Source organism: Pseudodesulfovibrio aespoeensis Aspo-2, assembly GCF_000176915.2.
GTDB lineage: Bacteria > Desulfobacterota > Desulfovibrionia > Desulfovibrionales > Desulfovibrionaceae > Pseudodesulfovibrio > Pseudodesulfovibrio aespoeensis.
Genome location: NC_014844.1, coordinates 1,921,030 through 1,935,047 on the forward strand (window position 1 = coordinate 1,921,030; position 14,018 = coordinate 1,935,047).

General features: G+C 64.1%; 12 protein-coding genes. 8 read left to right on the forward strand and 4 right to left on the reverse strand.

The genetic code is table 11. The features are described from left to right. Positions 1 to 71 precede the first annotated feature (71 nt). The 3 genes from DAES_RS08700 to DAES_RS08710 all read right to left on the reverse strand — a co-directional run bounded on the left by DAES_RS08700 (position 72) and on the right by DAES_RS08710 (position 5,290). A complete protein-coding gene (locus DAES_RS08700) occupies positions 72 to 1,190 on the reverse strand; it encodes a peptidylprolyl isomerase (RefSeq protein WP_013514661.1) in 1,119 nt (372 codons plus the stop codon). 13 nt (positions 1,191 to 1,203) lie between these two features. Then, a complete protein-coding gene (gene mfd / locus DAES_RS08705) occupies positions 1,204 to 4,686 on the reverse strand; it encodes a transcription-repair coupling factor (RefSeq protein ID WP_013514662.1) in 3,483 nt (1,160 codons plus the stop codon). 103 nt (positions 4,687 to 4,789) lie between these two features. Continuing rightward, positions 4,790 to 5,290 (reverse strand): chemotaxis protein CheW, encoded by a 501-nt coding sequence (locus DAES_RS08710; protein WP_013514663.1) that lies wholly within the window; start codon positions 5,288 to 5,290, stop codon positions 4,790 to 4,792. Positions 5,291 to 5,625: 335 nt separating this feature from the next. On the opposite strand from DAES_RS08710, the gene DAES_RS08715 reads away from it, so the two are divergent. Beyond that, positions 5,626 to 5,841: a hypothetical protein gene (locus tag DAES_RS08715; RefSeq protein ID WP_013514664.1), complete on the forward strand. Its 216-nt coding sequence runs from the start codon at positions 5,626 to 5,628 to the stop codon at positions 5,839 to 5,841. 83 nt (positions 5,842 to 5,924) lie between these two features. Here DAES_RS08715 and DAES_RS08720 read toward each other — a convergent pair whose 3' ends face one another. Continuing rightward, positions 5,925 to 7,262: a UDP-glucose dehydrogenase family protein gene (locus DAES_RS08720; RefSeq protein WP_013514665.1), complete on the reverse strand. Its 1,338-nt coding sequence runs from the start codon at positions 7,260 to 7,262 to the stop codon at positions 5,925 to 5,927. A gap of 189 nt (positions 7,263 to 7,451) precedes the next feature. On the opposite strand from DAES_RS08720, the gene DAES_RS08725 reads away from it, so the two are divergent. From DAES_RS08725 to cimA, 7 genes are read left to right on the forward strand one after another with little or no spacing between them, the layout of a single operon-like run. Further along, positions 7,452 to 8,177, forward strand: coding sequence for a pyridoxine 5'-phosphate synthase (locus tag DAES_RS08725; protein ID WP_013514666.1), 726 nt, complete (start codon positions 7,452 to 7,454; stop codon positions 8,175 to 8,177). Between the two features lie 21 nt (positions 8,178 to 8,198). Then, the gene (locus DAES_RS08730; RefSeq protein ID WP_013514667.1) at positions 8,199 to 8,573 is read left to right on the forward strand and encodes a holo-[acyl-carrier-protein] synthase; all 375 of its coding nucleotides are present in this window, start codon (positions 8,199 to 8,201) and stop codon (positions 8,571 to 8,573) included. A gap of 29 nt (positions 8,574 to 8,602) precedes the next feature. Next, complete coding sequence (locus DAES_RS08735) at positions 8,603 to 10,177, forward strand: bifunctional ADP-dependent NAD(P)H-hydrate dehydratase/NAD(P)H-hydrate epimerase (RefSeq protein ID WP_013514668.1); 1,575 nt, start codon at positions 8,603 to 8,605, stop codon at positions 10,175 to 10,177. Further along, positions 10,171 to 10,623, forward strand: a complete 453-nt coding sequence (locus DAES_RS08740) for a CBS domain-containing protein (RefSeq protein WP_013514669.1) — start codon at positions 10,171 to 10,173, stop codon at positions 10,621 to 10,623. The genes DAES_RS08735 and DAES_RS08740 overlap by 7 nt, the downstream gene beginning before the upstream one ends. A gap of 17 nt (positions 10,624 to 10,640) precedes the next feature. After that, the gene (tsaE, locus tag DAES_RS08745) at positions 10,641 to 11,150 is read left to right on the forward strand and encodes a tRNA (adenosine(37)-N6)-threonylcarbamoyltransferase complex ATPase subunit type 1 TsaE (protein WP_041271393.1); all 510 of its coding nucleotides are present in this window, start codon (positions 10,641 to 10,643) and stop codon (positions 11,148 to 11,150) included. Beyond that, positions 11,147 to 12,379: an aspartate kinase gene (locus DAES_RS08750; RefSeq protein ID WP_013514671.1), complete on the forward strand. Its 1,233-nt coding sequence runs from the start codon at positions 11,147 to 11,149 to the stop codon at positions 12,377 to 12,379. The genes tsaE and DAES_RS08750 overlap by 4 nt, the downstream gene beginning before the upstream one ends. Further along, a complete protein-coding gene (gene cimA / locus DAES_RS08755) occupies positions 12,376 to 13,980 on the forward strand; it encodes a citramalate synthase (protein ID WP_013514672.1) in 1,605 nt (534 codons plus the stop codon). The genes DAES_RS08750 and cimA overlap by 4 nt, the downstream gene beginning before the upstream one ends. Positions 13,981 to 14,018 lie beyond the last annotated feature (38 nt).

Genomic DNA, 14,018 nt, shown 5'->3' on the forward strand with positions numbered 1-14,018 from the left:
GGAGGGGCTGGATTCGCGTATCATGACGGATTCTAGACCCTTTATACAAACTATGCAACGAACGCGCCGACTTACCCCTTGTCGCCCTTTTCAGGGGCATCCCCGTTCTCGGACGCCTCATCGGGCGCGTCATCGGGCGCGTCACCCGACGTATCCAAGGGCGGCGCGACCTCCTCACCAAACTCGATGCCCGCAGGGTCAGGCTCGGCACCGTCGCCTTGCAGCATGTCCGGCTCCACCGTGTCGGTCAGGGGTTCCGGCTCCGCCTGCTCCGGTTCGTCGGACGGGAGAAGCTGGCTGCTGACCAATATGCTGGCCCTGGCAACCGTGGAGGAAAACCAGGCGTCAAAGGCGTCCTGGAGCTTGATTTCGAGCAGGGCCTTCTCCACCAGCGGGTATGCCTGGGCTGGTTCGAGCACCTTGGCCGGGCTCCTCTCCAGCAGGACCAGTATCTCGAAGCCGAAACGGTCGGTGAGCACCCCGCTCGCCTGACCGGCCTTGAGCCCTGTCAGGGCGTTCTTCCAAATGGTGGAGAGCCGCTCCTCCCTGAGCACCACCTCGCGCGTCTGCACCTCGCCGAAGGCCGTGGCCAGATCCACCTGATCCCGCTCGGCCCGAAACTTCTCCACAGCCTTGCCCACGATCTCGCGGCTGGGGCCGCGAACCACCAGGATGCGCAGCGATTCCGGCAGATAGAAATCCGAGATGCGGTCGCGGTAATACCGCTCGGCCTCCAGGTAGTCGATCTTGATCTGTGGCCGCAGCACCTGATGAAAGAACTTTCTCATGGCAAGGTGGTTCCTGAGCTGCAACCGCCATGTCTTGAGGTCAATGTATTCCTCGACAAGCATCTGGTCAAAGGCGCCCTCCGGATAATCGGTCCGGACTTCTTCCTCGGCCTTGAGCAGTTCGTGGTCGGTGACGCCGATGTCCTGGTTGACCAGCTCCTGAACAACCAGCTCCTGCACGATGAGTTCGGTCAGGATTTCGCCATACTCGGCCTTGAGTTTTTCGACGCTGGGCACATAGCCGCCCACGGTTTCCACCTGGAACTGGTCGTGCTGGAACTCAAGCTGGGACAAATAGATGGGCTCGCCGTTGACGCGGGCCACTATCCCGATCTCATCAACGGTGTCCGAGCACCCGGCCAGCAGGATGAAGACCATGAAAACAGCGAATTTGCGGAACATAGGCACTCTCAGACTAATTTTCTTGCGGTTTGACGGCCACCGGTTCGAGCAGTTCCTCAAGCTCGACAGCCGTGTTCTCAAGGGCCAGACGCATGGATTCGGCGGCGTCGTAGCGGATTTCGAGCTTGGCGGGGGGCAGGAGCCTGGCCCGGCCATCCCGCCGCGCGACCCAGCCGAGCAGGGCCTCGGTGCTGACCGATGGCGCGCCCTCGCCCCAGGAAATGACGCCGCGCGCCGGATACAGCTCGGCCCTGGTCGCCCGCAGACGCGACAGGGTCTGCTTGAGCCGCAGCACGCCCAGAAAGGTCTCCAGTTCGTCGGGCAGGTGACCGAACCTGTCGCGGATCTCGGCCTCCAGCTCTCGCAGTGTCATCTCGTCCCTGGCTGAGGAAAGCGCCCGGTAATAGCGCAGCCGCTCGCGCGCATCCGGGATGCAACTGCCGGGGATGTGCGCCTCAAAGACAAAGTTCAACTCGGGATCGCTGGCCCGAATTTCAGTCTCCCCGCGCACCCGCCGCACTTCTTCCTCTAGCATCTCCAGGAACAGGTCAAGGCCGACCTTGGCGATCTGGCCGGACTGGGCCTCTCCGAGGATGTTGCCCGCGCCGCGCATGCGCAGGTCCTCCATGGCGATCTTGAACCCTGCCCCCAGATAATCCATGTCCAGAATGATACGCAAGCGTTTGCGCACCATCTCCGAGAGATCATCGATGCTCGGCACCACGAAATAGGCGTATGCCTGCCTGTCGCTGCGGCCCACCCTGCCCCGCAGCTGGTAGAGCTGGCCCAGGCCGAAGAGCTGGGCCTGGTCCACGATCAGCGTGTTGGCATTGGGAAAATCCAGCCCGGACTCGACGATGGCCGTGCACACCAGCACGTCCAGCTCGCCATGCCAGAAGCCGCGCATGGCGTCCTCAAGCCCCTTCTCGCTCATCTGGCCGTGGGCCATGCCCACCCTGGCGTCAGGCGCCAGCTCGCGCACGAACTCGACCACCCGCTCCAGGCCGTTGACCCGGTTGTAGACCCAGTAGACCTGCCCGCCCCGCTCCAGTTCGCGATGCAGTGCGGCCTTGAGGGCCACGGGATCGCGCTCGGTGATGGCGGTCTCCACGGGCTTGCGGTCCAGCGGCGGGGTCTCGATGACCGAAAGCCCCCGGATGCCGGAGAGCGAGAGCTGCAAGGTGCGCGGGATGGGCGTGGCGGTCAGGGTGAGCACGTCGATGTTATGCCTGAAATGCTTGAGCTTTTCCTTGTGCTTGACCCCGAACCGCTGCTCCTCGTCCAGGATGAGCAGGCCGAGGTTGGGCAGTTCCACGTCCTTGGAGAGGATGCGGTGGGTGCCGATGAGGATGTCCAACTCGCCGCGCGACGCGGCCTGGAGCACGGCCTGCTGCCGCTTGGCCGGGACAAACCGGCTGAGCAGCCCGATGCGCACGGGAAAACCCTCCATGCGCCTGGAAAAGGTCTGGTAATGCTGCTCGGCCAGGACGGTGGTGGGACACAGCAGGGCCGTCTGCCTGCCCTCCAGGGCGGCGCGGAAGGCGGCGCGCAGGGCCACCTCTGTCTTGCCAAACCCCACGTCCCCGCAGACGAGGCGGTCCATGGGCTCGGGCTTTTCCATGTCGCTGAACACGTCGCGCACGGCCTTGTCCTGGTCCGGCGTCTCCTCGAACCCGAAGGTGGCCTCGAACTCGGAATACATGTCGTCTGGCGGACCGTAGGAGAATCCCTTGGCCACCCGGCGAAAGGCGTACATCTCGACCAGTTCCTGGGCGATCTTCTCCACCGCCTTGCGGACCTTGGCCGTGGTGGCGCTCCAGCGCGTGCCGCCGAGTTTGTCCAGGGCGGGCTGCCTGGCCCCCTCCGGCCCCTTGAACCGCTGCACGAGATTGAGCCGGTCTACGGGCAGGTAGAGCTTGTCGTCGCCGGAAAAGAACAGGAGCAGATAGTCGTTGGCCGCGTCGCCGATGCTCATGTGGTGCAGGCCGCCGAACTGGGCCAGCCCGTAGTCGCGGTGGACCAGCAGGTCGCCGTCGGACAGGTCTTCATACTTGTCCAGCCCCTTGAAGGCCGTGTCGCGGCCCGAATGGGCGCGCGGCGCTTCGGGCTGGAGCACCTCCTCGCCCAGGATGCGCGTCCGGCTCCAGGCCAGCTCCATGCCCTTGCGCAGCGGCGAGACCAGGGCGAACAGCCCCCCTGCCCTGGGCGCGTAGTCCAGCGAGATGGGCAGATGCTCCTGCTCGGCCATGTTCAGGAACTTGGCGCGCGACCGCTCGGAGCGGAAGCTGAGAATGGTCTGGAAGCCGGACCGGCCCCACTCCCTAAGCCCGGCGATGAGCGCGGTCCACGGACGGCGCGACGCCTCGGGCTGCCAGAAGAGATCGGTGAAATCACTGTAAGGCGTCTCGGCCAGGTCGATGCCGTTCTTCTCGCGTCCGACGGTCAGCTCCTCGAAGACCATCTGCCCGGCGTTCTGCCACGCCGTGCGCGCGCCCTCGTGGGAGCGGCAGAAGAAACGCAGCGGCCAGCGCACGCCCTTCTGGCGCAACTCCTCGTCCACAGAGTCCCGCCAAGCCTGATCCTGGTCCTCCAGCCGCGCCCGGAGCGCCCCGCCCGATGACAACAGATACACGCTGTCTTCGGGGAAATAACTCTCCACGCCCACGGACGCGCTATAATACATGCCCGGCCAGACAAAGGCATCGCCCGCGTCGAGCCGACCGAGCAGCGCGGACTCATCGCCCGCGCCGATCTCGCCCGTGCGGCGCAGCCTGTTCCAGACCTCGCGGGCCTGGGCCGCATACCCGCCAGAGGTGATGCCGGGCGACACCGGCAGCAGCACCGCCTCAGTCAGGTCTGCCCGCGACCGCTGGGTGGCCGGATCAAAGAGCCGGATCTCCTCGATGGCGTCGCCGAAGAATTCCAGGCGCAGCGGCAGGTCGTAGCCCGGCGCGTGGATGTCGAGGATGTCGCCGCGCATGGCCATCTCGCCGGGGGCCGAGACCAGCTTTCGCCGGACATAGCCCCAGGCCACCAGCTGCTCCAGCAGGATGTCGGGCGACATCTCCTCGCCCCTGGTCAGGGAAACCCAGTTTTCGCGCAGGACAGACGCCTCGGGCCAGTGCGGCAGGAGGTTGTCCACGGTCATGAGCACGCCGCAGGGCCGTTTCCCATAGGTCAGGGCATAGAGGGCGGCCCAGCGCTCGCTCCAGGCCTGGGCATCGGGCTGACGGGAGAGATACGGGGGCAGGAAAATCCAGTCGCGCTCCCAGGCCGGTGCGTGTTCCGGCTGCGCCCCATGGGAGAACAGGGCCAGGAGCGCCCGCATCTGCTTGAACTCCTGGGCGCCGGGAACCACGATGACCGCGCTGCGGCCATGATCGAGCATCCTCCTGGCGATGAAGGCCTGGGTGCCCGGCCCGCTCTTGAAGACGCGCAGGGTCTGGGTCTTGCCCGCGATGAAATCGGTGATGGCTCCTGGAAGAATGGATGGCATGGATATGACCGGCAAGGCTCGTGGTTGGCGGAAACAAAAACGGAAAAGCCGCCCTATTCCCTATCGGGAGCAGGGCGGCTTGTCACCAAGAAATTGTCCTGGATCAGACGCCGGTCAGGGCTTCCTTCTCGTCGTTGTCCAGCAGGCAGTTGAGATCGAGCAGGATGAGCAGCCGGTCGTCGAGCTTGCCCACGCCGTCGATGTAGTCGGCGTCCATGCCCGCCACCACCGGCGGCGGGGGCTGGACCGCGTTGGCCGGGAGCCGCAGCACCTCGGACACGGCATCGACCACGAAGCCGACGATGATCATGTTGATCTCGATGACGATGATGCGGGTGTATTTGTCGTGCGCCTTGGAGCGCAGACCGAAGCGGCTGCGCATGTCCACGATGGGAATGACCTTGCCGCGCAGGTTGATGACACCCTCGACAAAGACCGGGGCGCGGGGGACCTTGGTGATCTCCATGGTGCGGATGATCTCCTGCACCTGGAGGATGTTCACGCCGAACTCCTCTTCCCCGATGCTGAAGGTGACCAGTTGGATCAGCTCCAGATCGGCCTCAACCTCGTCGGCGTCGTACATGGGATCGACTCGAATGCTCATTGCAACCTCTTCAGCAGCGCCCAAAAACGGGGTACAGGCTGTATTTTCAGTCAAAACAATCTGTCAACCGCTGTCTTTTTTGTCAATGGAAATATCCGGCAACCCTGCCCTGCCAATCGCGCCGACATTCGAATCCAGCCAACCCTGCTTTGCACGGCCCCAAGCCGCGCGAAACCATGCGGCTCTCCAGCAGTACCGGACGGTTGGCGCAGTAATAACACTGCGCGACCAAAGTCTTGTTGACGGGCTGGTCAGAAAGGACTAACTTAGACCCCAGCAAACTTCTATCAGGCTGATATCTCTAAGTATTTTAAAAAAAGGACGGACCTCGCCACATGGGTCAGTACGCCTCCTTCAACGACCAGGGTTCCCTGGAAGCGCAGGTCAAGAACCTGGCGGACGAAGAACTCCTCGACTTCTGGGAAGAAACCCAGCAGCTTGCCAGAATGCTGGACCAGGAAGAACAACTGGACATCGAATACAACCCTGAATACGAGCGTGTGATCCTGCAGGAATTGCAGTACCGCACCTGTTTCAAGGGCCAATTCTAGCCCGTCTGCCCTCCCGGCAGCAAAAACTCCCCGCCTCTCAACGAGAGGCGGGGAGTTTTTTCATGCATCCTGCCGCGGTGCGCTTATTTGACCGGCACCCTGCCGATGCTGAAATAGGCGAACCCTTCGCGGCCCATGCGTTCGGGCTGGTAAAGGTTGCGGCCATCAAAAACCAGCGGGACCGTGAGCAGCGTCCTGATGCGGTCGAAGTCGGGGTCGCGGAACTGGTTCCAGTCCGTGACCACGGCCAGGGCGTCGGCCCCGTCCAGCATCCCGTACTGGCTGTCCGCGATCTCCAGGTTGGCCAGGTGGCCCAGCTCTTCCCTGGCGCGATCGCCTGCCACAGGGTCAAAGGCGCGGACCTTCATGCCCAGAGCGGTCAGATCCCTGATCACCTCGATGGCCGAGGCCTCGCGAATGTCGTCGGTGTTGGCCTTGAAGGCGATGCCCCACAGGGCCAGCGTCCGGCCAGCCACCCCGCCCTGCTCATTGAAGTAGGCAATGATCTTGTCGGCCAGCACATGCTTTTGCGCATTGTTGACCTCATCCACCGAGCGGATGAGCCGGGCGTCATACCCATGGTCGCTGGCCGTGCTGATGAGCGCCTTGACATCCTTGGGAAAGCAGGAGCCGCCGTAGCCCACGCCGGGGTAGATGAAGCTGTAGCCGATGCGGCTGTCCGAGCCGATGCCCGCACGCACCTCGCTGACGTTGGCCCCCACCCGCTCGCAGATGTTGGCGATCTCGTTGATGAAGGATATCTTGGTGGCGAGCATGCAGTTGGCCGCGTACTTGGTCATCTCCGCGCTGCGCACGCCCATGACCACGAGCTTGTCGCGGCTGCGGGCAAAGGGACCGTAGAGCGCGCCGAGCACCTTGGCCGAGTGTTCGGAGTCGCTGCCGACGATGACCCGGTCAGGCTTCATGAAGTCGCCCACCGCGTCGCCCTCCTTGAGGAACTCCGGGTTGGAGACCACGTCAAAGGCGATGTCCGCCCCGCGCCTGCCCAGCTCCTCCGCGATGATGGCCCGGACGCGATCCGCAGTGCCGACCGGGACCGTGGACTTGTCCACCACGATCTTGGGACTGGTCATGCGCTGGCCTATCTCGCGGGCCACGGCCTCGACATAGGAGAGGTCGCAGGTGCCGTCCGCGGCCTGGGGCGTGCCCACGGTGATGAAGACCACCTCACTGTCGGCCATGCCCTCTTCGAGGCTGGTGGTGAAATCAAGCCGCCCCTGCTCGGTGTTGCGCCTGACCAATTCCTCAAGGCCCGGCTCATAGATATGGACCTTGCCGCCCTTCAGGGTCTCGACGACCCTCGGATTGACATCCACACAGGCGACCCTGTTGCCCATTTCCGCAAAGCAGGCGGCAGAGACCAGTCCCACATAGCCGGTGCCAACGATGCATACGTTCATTGAAATATGCTCCCGTAATGATGGTTGTCTCGTTTTCAGGCCAAGGCGATACCTTTTGTGCGCTTTTGCTGTCAACACGAACGGGCACAAACCCCTGCTGCGGGCGGACGCATGGCGGTGTTGCCATCCTGGCCGGAAAAACGTAATTGACGGGGATAGCTTGACATCATCCACCCGGAGGAAAGACGAATGCCGTCACTCACCGTAAACGTCGATCATGTGGCCACCCTGAGGCAGGCCAGAATGGGCATCGAGCCGGAACCCGTGACCGCCGCATACATGGCGGAAATGGCCGGGGCCACCGGCATCATCGTCCACCTGCGCGAGGATCGCAGGCATATTCAGGACCGCGATGTGGCCCTCATTCGCAAGACCTGCAACACCCGTCTCCACCTGGAGATGGCCGCCACGGAAGAAATGCAAGGCATCGCCCTTGAGATCGACCCGGAGATCGTCTGCCTGGTGCCGGAGAAACGGCAGGAGCTGACCACCGAGGGCGGGCTCAACTGCGTTGGCCGCGAGCGGGAACTGGCCGACTACCTCGCCCCCCTGCACGCCATGGGCATCCGCTCCAGCCTGTTCATCGACGCGGACCCCGCCCAGATCAGGGCCGCAGCAGCCACGGGCACCGAGTTTGTCGAAATCCACACCGGCCACTACGCCGACGCCAAGGACCACCGGGCGCGCAACACCGAACTGGCCGCCATTCTCGAAGGCATCAAGGCCGCCCGCAACCTCGGCCTCAAGGTCAACCTCGGCCACGGGCTGAACTACCGCAACATCCTGGCCTTCAAGGACGTTCCCGGCGTCAACGAATACTCCATCGGCCACGCCATCATGGCCAAAGCCATCTATGTGGGCCTGGACCGCGCCGTGCGCGACATGGTCGCCATCATCCGCACCTTTGCGGACTGACCCCAGGCATCGGGAGACGCCATGATCAAGGGACTCGGCCTCGACCTGACCGAATTGGACCGCATCCGCGCCCTCTGGGACCGGTTCGGCCCCAGGTTTGCCGCAAAGATCCTGACCGAGCGCGAGCTGGCGCAACTGCCCGGGCGCGATCCCGTGCCCCGGCTGGCGGCCCTGTTCGCAGGCAAGGAGGCGGCGGTCAAGGCGCTGGGCACCGGTTTTGCCGACGGCGTCCACTTCAAGTGCGTGGAGATCCTGCACGCCCCAGGCGGCAAGCCCGGCATCGCCTTCCTGGGGCGCGGGCTGGAGGTCTGCGCCCGGCTCGGCGTGACCTCGGCGCACATCTCCCTGACCCATTCCCGTGACACGGCGGCAGCCACCGTGGTACTGGAGGGATAGGTCCGACAATGGCGGACCAAGGAGACCCCATGCTGCTCCCCCTGCCCACCCCGGTCGAGATGGCGACCTGGGACCGGGAAACCATCGAGACCATCGGCATTCCCGGCGTCACGCTCATGGAATCCGCCGCCCGCGAGGCTGTGGCCGTCCTGCTTGAGGAATACGGCGAGGACAACGGTTCCATGCCCCTTGCCGAATGCGATCCCCTGGCCGGACGCGAGATATTCTGCTTCGCCGGTTCGGGCAACAACGGCGGTGATGCCTTTGCCATGGCCCGCCATCTGGCCGACCTGGGCGCGGACGTGACCGTATTTCACACCCGCCCAAAGAAAAGCTACCGGGGCGAGGCCAGGGCTCACCTGATCCTTGCGCACAAGCTCGGCATCCCCCTTCGACACCTCGACGGCGTGGACCTGAACGGTCTGCCCCAGCCGGACATCATCATCGACGGCCTGCTGGGCACCGGCTTTTCCGGCGAGCTGCGACCCGATGCCCTGGCCCTGGTCCGCACCATGAACCGGCTGGGCCGACGCGCCTTTGTCCTGTCCATCGACATCCCGTCTGGCCTGAGCGGCCTGACCGGTCTCCCCCAGCCCGAAGCGGTCGTGGCCGATGCAACCGCCACCTTTCAGGCCGCCAAGCTCGGCCTGGCCCTGCCGGGCGCGGCCCGGTTCGCCGGGGCCGTCCATGTCAGGTCCATCGGCATCCCGGCCAGGGTCATGGCCGACCACCCTGCCCGGCACCAATGCATCACCAGCGGGATCATGCGCCGCATCCCGGCACCGGACCCGGCCATGCACAAGGGAGGCGCGGGCCACGTCCTGGTGGTCGGCGGCTCGCCCGGTTTGACCGGCGCACCCCGGCTGGCCGCCATGGGCGCGCTTCGCTCCGGGGCCGGGCTGGTCACCGTGGCCTGCCCCGGCGGGCTCGCGGAGAGCGTCCGGGGCGGTGTGGCAGACATCATGACTCTCCCCCTGGGGACCGGCTCGCAGTGGTCCCCGGAGTTGATGAAGATTCTTCTGGACCAGCTGGACCGCTTCGACGCGGTGGTCATTGGTCCGGGCCTGGGCAGGGACGTGAAAACAGTTGATTTTCTCAAGACCTTTGTAGCAAAGTGTCCGTCGCGCACGGTCCTGGACGCCGACGCACTGTTTTGCCTGGCCCGGTTCCCGGAGGCGATTCCTGGGCTTCCTGACACGACTGTTCTGACGCCGCATCCAGGCGAAATGGCAAGATTTCTTGACGTTTCGACCGAAAAAATCCAGGCCGCGCGGATCGATATCGCCCGATCATTCGCCGAAACGAACAGGGCCGTCCTGGTGCTCAAGGGGGCCGGAACGCTCGTGGCAGACAGGGAATGCGTCCGCCTGAGCCCATTCTCGGAGCCGAATCTGGCGGTGGGCGGTTCGGGCGACGTGCTTTCTGGAATCATCGCGTCCCTGATGGCCCGCGGGCTGCCGCCCGCGCTGGCCGCAAGCCTCGGCGTCTACTGGCACGGCATGGCCGGTCGGCTGCTTGGGGAAGACTTTCCGGCCAGGGGCAACCTGGCCTCTGAAATCGCAGACATGCTGCCAAGGGCGGCAAAGGAGTTCACCACGTGCTGAAGGCCAAAGACATCATGACCGCCAAGTGCATCACCCTGACCCCGGACACGGACATCGCCACCGCAGCCCGCGTCCTGCTCGAAAACAAGATCAACGGCGCGCCCGTGATCGACGAGAAGGGCACGGTCGTGGGTGTGCTTTGCCAGGCCGACCTGGTGGCCCAGCAGAAAAAGATCACCCTGCCCTCGTTCTTCACCCTGCTCGACGGCGTTTTCCCCCTCTCGTCCCACGACGAGCTTGAGCGCGAGATCACCAAGATCGCGGCCCTCAAGGTGGCCGAAGCCATGACCGCGGCTCCCACCGTCATCGCGCCGGATACCGGGATCGACGACATCGCCACCATGATGGCCAACAAGAAGCTGTACACCCTGCCCGTGCTCGACAACGGCAGGCTGGTGGGCGTGGTCGGCAAGGAAGACGTGCTCAAGACCCTGCTCAAGGGGTAGGCACCGGTTCCGCGGCCATGAGTCCGATGCTCCACCTCGCCGACGAGCGCGCCACCCGTGAACTGGGCAAGGCCATGGCAGCCGTTCTGGCCGGGACGGTCTGGCCGCCCGCCCTGCTCTTGCAAGGCGTCCTCGGATCGGGCAAAACCACCCTGGTCAGGGGACTGGTCGGTGCCCTGCCGGGCTCGGAACTGGCCGAGGTGTCCAGCCCGAGCTTCAACATATGCAACCTCTACCCCACGACCCCGCCAGTGGCCCACTACGACCTCTACCGCCTGGAAAACATGCCCCCTGACGAGGGGCTTCTGGAGCGCCTGGAGGACCGGGACACCCTGCTCGTCGTGGAATGGGCGCAGTTTCTCGACAGGGAGCTGTGGCCCGAGGAGGCCCTGGTCCTGACGTGGTCCCCCACACGGACCGGACGCACCCTCGACATGCATGCAATGGGAAAAACGGCCCGGGGCGTTCTCGACTCCCTTGCCGGAACATTCGATCAATTCTCGCAACAATCCACAGGGCTCCTATGAACATCGTCGTACAGAAATTCGGTGGCACTTCGGTTCGCAACCTTGAATGTCAACGCCAGGTGATGCAGAAGGTTCTTCGCCCCTACCGCGAGGGCAACAAGGTCATCGTGGTCCTGTCGGCCATGTCCGGCGAGACCAACCGGCTCCTGGCCCTGGCCAGGGAGTGGTCCGCCAATCCCGACCCGGCAGAGGCGGACTCGCTGGTCTCCACCGGCGAGCAGATATCCTGCGCGCTCTTTGCCATGCTCCTCAAGCAGCAGGGCATCTCCTGCCGCTCGGTGCTCGGCTTCCAGGCCCCCATCATGACCGACTGCGCCTACGGCAAGGCCAGGATCATGAACATCGACGAGACCCGCATCAGGGCCATGCTCAACGAATACGACGTGCTGGTCATGGCCGGATTCCAGGGGTGCGACGACGGTCAGCGCATCACCACCCTGGGCCGGGGCGGGTCTGACACCTCTGCCGTGGCCCTGGCCGCGGCCATCAAGGCCGATGTCTGCGAAATCTACACCGACGTGCCAGGGGTCTTCACCACCGATCCCAACATGTGCACCGATGCGCGCAAGATGGACAGCATCACCTATGACGAAATGCTGGAAATGGCGAGCATGGGGGCCAAGGTGCTCCAGATCCGGTCCGTCGAGTTTGCCAAGAAATATAATGTAACAGTTCATGTCCGCTCCACTTTTTCTGACGAGCCGGGCACCGTAGTCACCAAGGAGGACGCAACCATGGAAGCCGCTCTCGTTTCTGGCATCGCATACGACAAGGACCAGGCCAGGATCACGCTGATCAACCTCCACGACAAGCCCGGTGTGTCCGCACAGATTTTCACCCCCCTGGCCGAGCAGCGCATCCTCGTGGACATGATCGTCCAGAATCCGAGCAAGAACGGCAAGACGGACATGACCTTCACCGTGCCGCGCGCGGACGTGGACCAGACCCTCAAGACCCTGGACTCGCTGCGCTACGAGGTCGGCTTCGACGAGCTGGACAGCAACCTCAACGTCTCCAAGGTGTCCATTATCGGCGTCGGCATGCGTAACCACTCCGGCGTGGCCTCACGGGCATTCCGGGCGCTTGCCGATGAGAACATCAACATACTGATGATCAGCACGTCCGAGATCAAGATCACCTGCCTGATCGACGACAAGTACACCGAACTGGCCGTGCGCACGCTCCACAAGGCATTCGAGCTTGAAAACGGCCCCCTTGGGAAAGCATGAGAAAAGTAACGATATACGACACCACACTGCGGGACGGCGCCCAGGCCGAGGAAATGAACCTGACGGCCCAGGACAAGGTCCGCATCGCCCACAAGCTCGACGAACTCGGCATCCACTACATTGAGGCGGGATGGCCCGGCTCCAACCCCACGGACGCCACCTTCTTCGAGCAGATCAAGGGGCATACCTTCAAGAACGCGCGTCTGGCCGCCTTCGGCTCGACGCACCTGACCCGCTCGACGCCCGAGAAAGACAAGAACCTGGCCGCCCTGCTCGAAGCGCACACCCCGGTGGTGACCATCTTCGGCAAGAGCTGGGACATGCACGCCACCACCGCGCTGGGCGTCAGCCTGGAACGCAACCTGGAGCTCATCCACAACAGCGTGACATACCTTGTCCCGCGTGTGGACGAGGTCATCTTCGACGCCGAGCATTTCTTCGACGGATACAGGCACAACCCGGAGTATGCCCTCAAGGCCCTGAAAACCGCGCTGGACGCCGGGGCCGCGCGGCTTGTCCTGTGCGACACCAACGGCGGCACCCTGACCGCCTCGGTGGCCGAAGCGGTCAAGGCCGTGGTGGCCGCCCTGCCCGGAGCCGAGATAGGCATCCACGCCCACAACGACTCGGAACTGGCCGTGGCCAACTCGCTGGAGGCCGTGCGCCTGGGCGCAAGCCAGGTCCAGGGCACCATCAACGGGTATGGCGAGCGGTGCGGCAACGCCAACCTCTGCTCGGTCATCCCCAACCTCGAACTGAAGATGGGCATGAAAACCATCGGCCACGAGAACCTCAAGCGGCTCCTGGCCACCTCCCATTTCGTCAGCGAGACCGCCAACCTGCGCCCATTCATGCGCCAGCCCTTTGTGGGGGCTTCGGCCTTTGCCCACAAGGGCGGCATCCATGTCAGCGCGATCCTCAAGGATTCCACTACCTACGAGCACATCCATCCCGAATCCGTGGGCAACGCCCAGCGCGTGCTGCTCTCGGATCAGGCAGGCAGGAGCAACATCCTGTTCAAGGCCAAAGAACTTGGCTACGAGCTGGGCAAGAGCGACGCCACGGTGGACACGCTGCTTCAGGAACTCAAGCTCAAGGAGAGCATGGGCTACGAATACTCGGTGGCCGACGCCTCCTTCGAACTCATGCTCCAGAAGGCGCTGGGCCTCAAAAAGGATTACTTCAGCTTCCGCCACTTCTTCGTGGTGGACGCCAAGCGCGAGGAGGATCCCGAGCCGTTCACCGAGGCCACGGTCATCATCAACGTCATGGGTCAGGTGGAGCACACGGCGGCCACGGGCATGGGTCCGGTCAATGCCCTGGACCGCGCCCTGCGCAAGGGGCTTGAGCGGTTCTACCCCAAGCTGAGCGAAATCCGCCTGCTCGACTTCAAGGTCCGCGTCCTCTCCGGCGCGGTGCGCGACACGGGCGGCACAGCCTCCTTTGTCCGCGTGCTCATCGAGACCGGCGACAAGCATGAACGCTGGACCACCATGGGCGTGTCCCACAACATCATCGAGGCCAGCTGGCAGGCCGTGGTGGACGCCATCGACTACAAGCTCTTCCGCGACGACAAGCGTCGCGCCCAAGGCGTGGAATAATCCACCGGAAAGGAAAAGGCCGGACAGCATGCTGTCCG

Bases quoted from the DNA above. Each gene is read 5' to 3' on its own strand.
- DAES_RS08700 (WP_013514661.1), bottom strand. From the start codon at position 1,190: ATGTTCCGCAAATTCGCTGTTTTCATGGTCTTCATCCTGCTGGCCGGG.
- mfd (WP_013514662.1), bottom strand. From the start codon at position 4,686: ATGCCATCCATTCTTCCAGGAGCCATCACCGATTTCATCGCGGGCAAG.
- DAES_RS08710 (WP_013514663.1), bottom strand. From the start codon at position 5,290: ATGAGCATTCGAGTCGATCCCATGTACGACGCCGACGAGGTTGAGGCC.
- DAES_RS08715 (WP_013514664.1), top strand. From the start codon at position 5,626: ATGGGTCAGTACGCCTCCTTCAACGACCAGGGTTCCCTGGAAGCGCAG.
- DAES_RS08720 (WP_013514665.1), bottom strand. From the start codon at position 7,262: ATGAACGTATGCATCGTTGGCACCGGCTATGTGGGACTGGTCTCTGCC.
- DAES_RS08725 (WP_013514666.1), top strand. From the start codon at position 7,452: ATGCCGTCACTCACCGTAAACGTCGATCATGTGGCCACCCTGAGGCAG.
- DAES_RS08730 (WP_013514667.1), top strand. From the start codon at position 8,199: ATGATCAAGGGACTCGGCCTCGACCTGACCGAATTGGACCGCATCCGC.
- DAES_RS08735 (WP_013514668.1), top strand. From the start codon at position 8,603: ATGCTGCTCCCCCTGCCCACCCCGGTCGAGATGGCGACCTGGGACCGG.
- tsaE (WP_041271393.1), top strand. From the start codon at position 10,641: ATGAGTCCGATGCTCCACCTCGCCGACGAGCGCGCCACCCGTGAACTG.
- DAES_RS08750 (WP_013514671.1), top strand. From the start codon at position 11,147: ATGAACATCGTCGTACAGAAATTCGGTGGCACTTCGGTTCGCAACCTT.
- cimA (WP_013514672.1), top strand. From the start codon at position 12,376: ATGAGAAAAGTAACGATATACGACACCACACTGCGGGACGGCGCCCAG.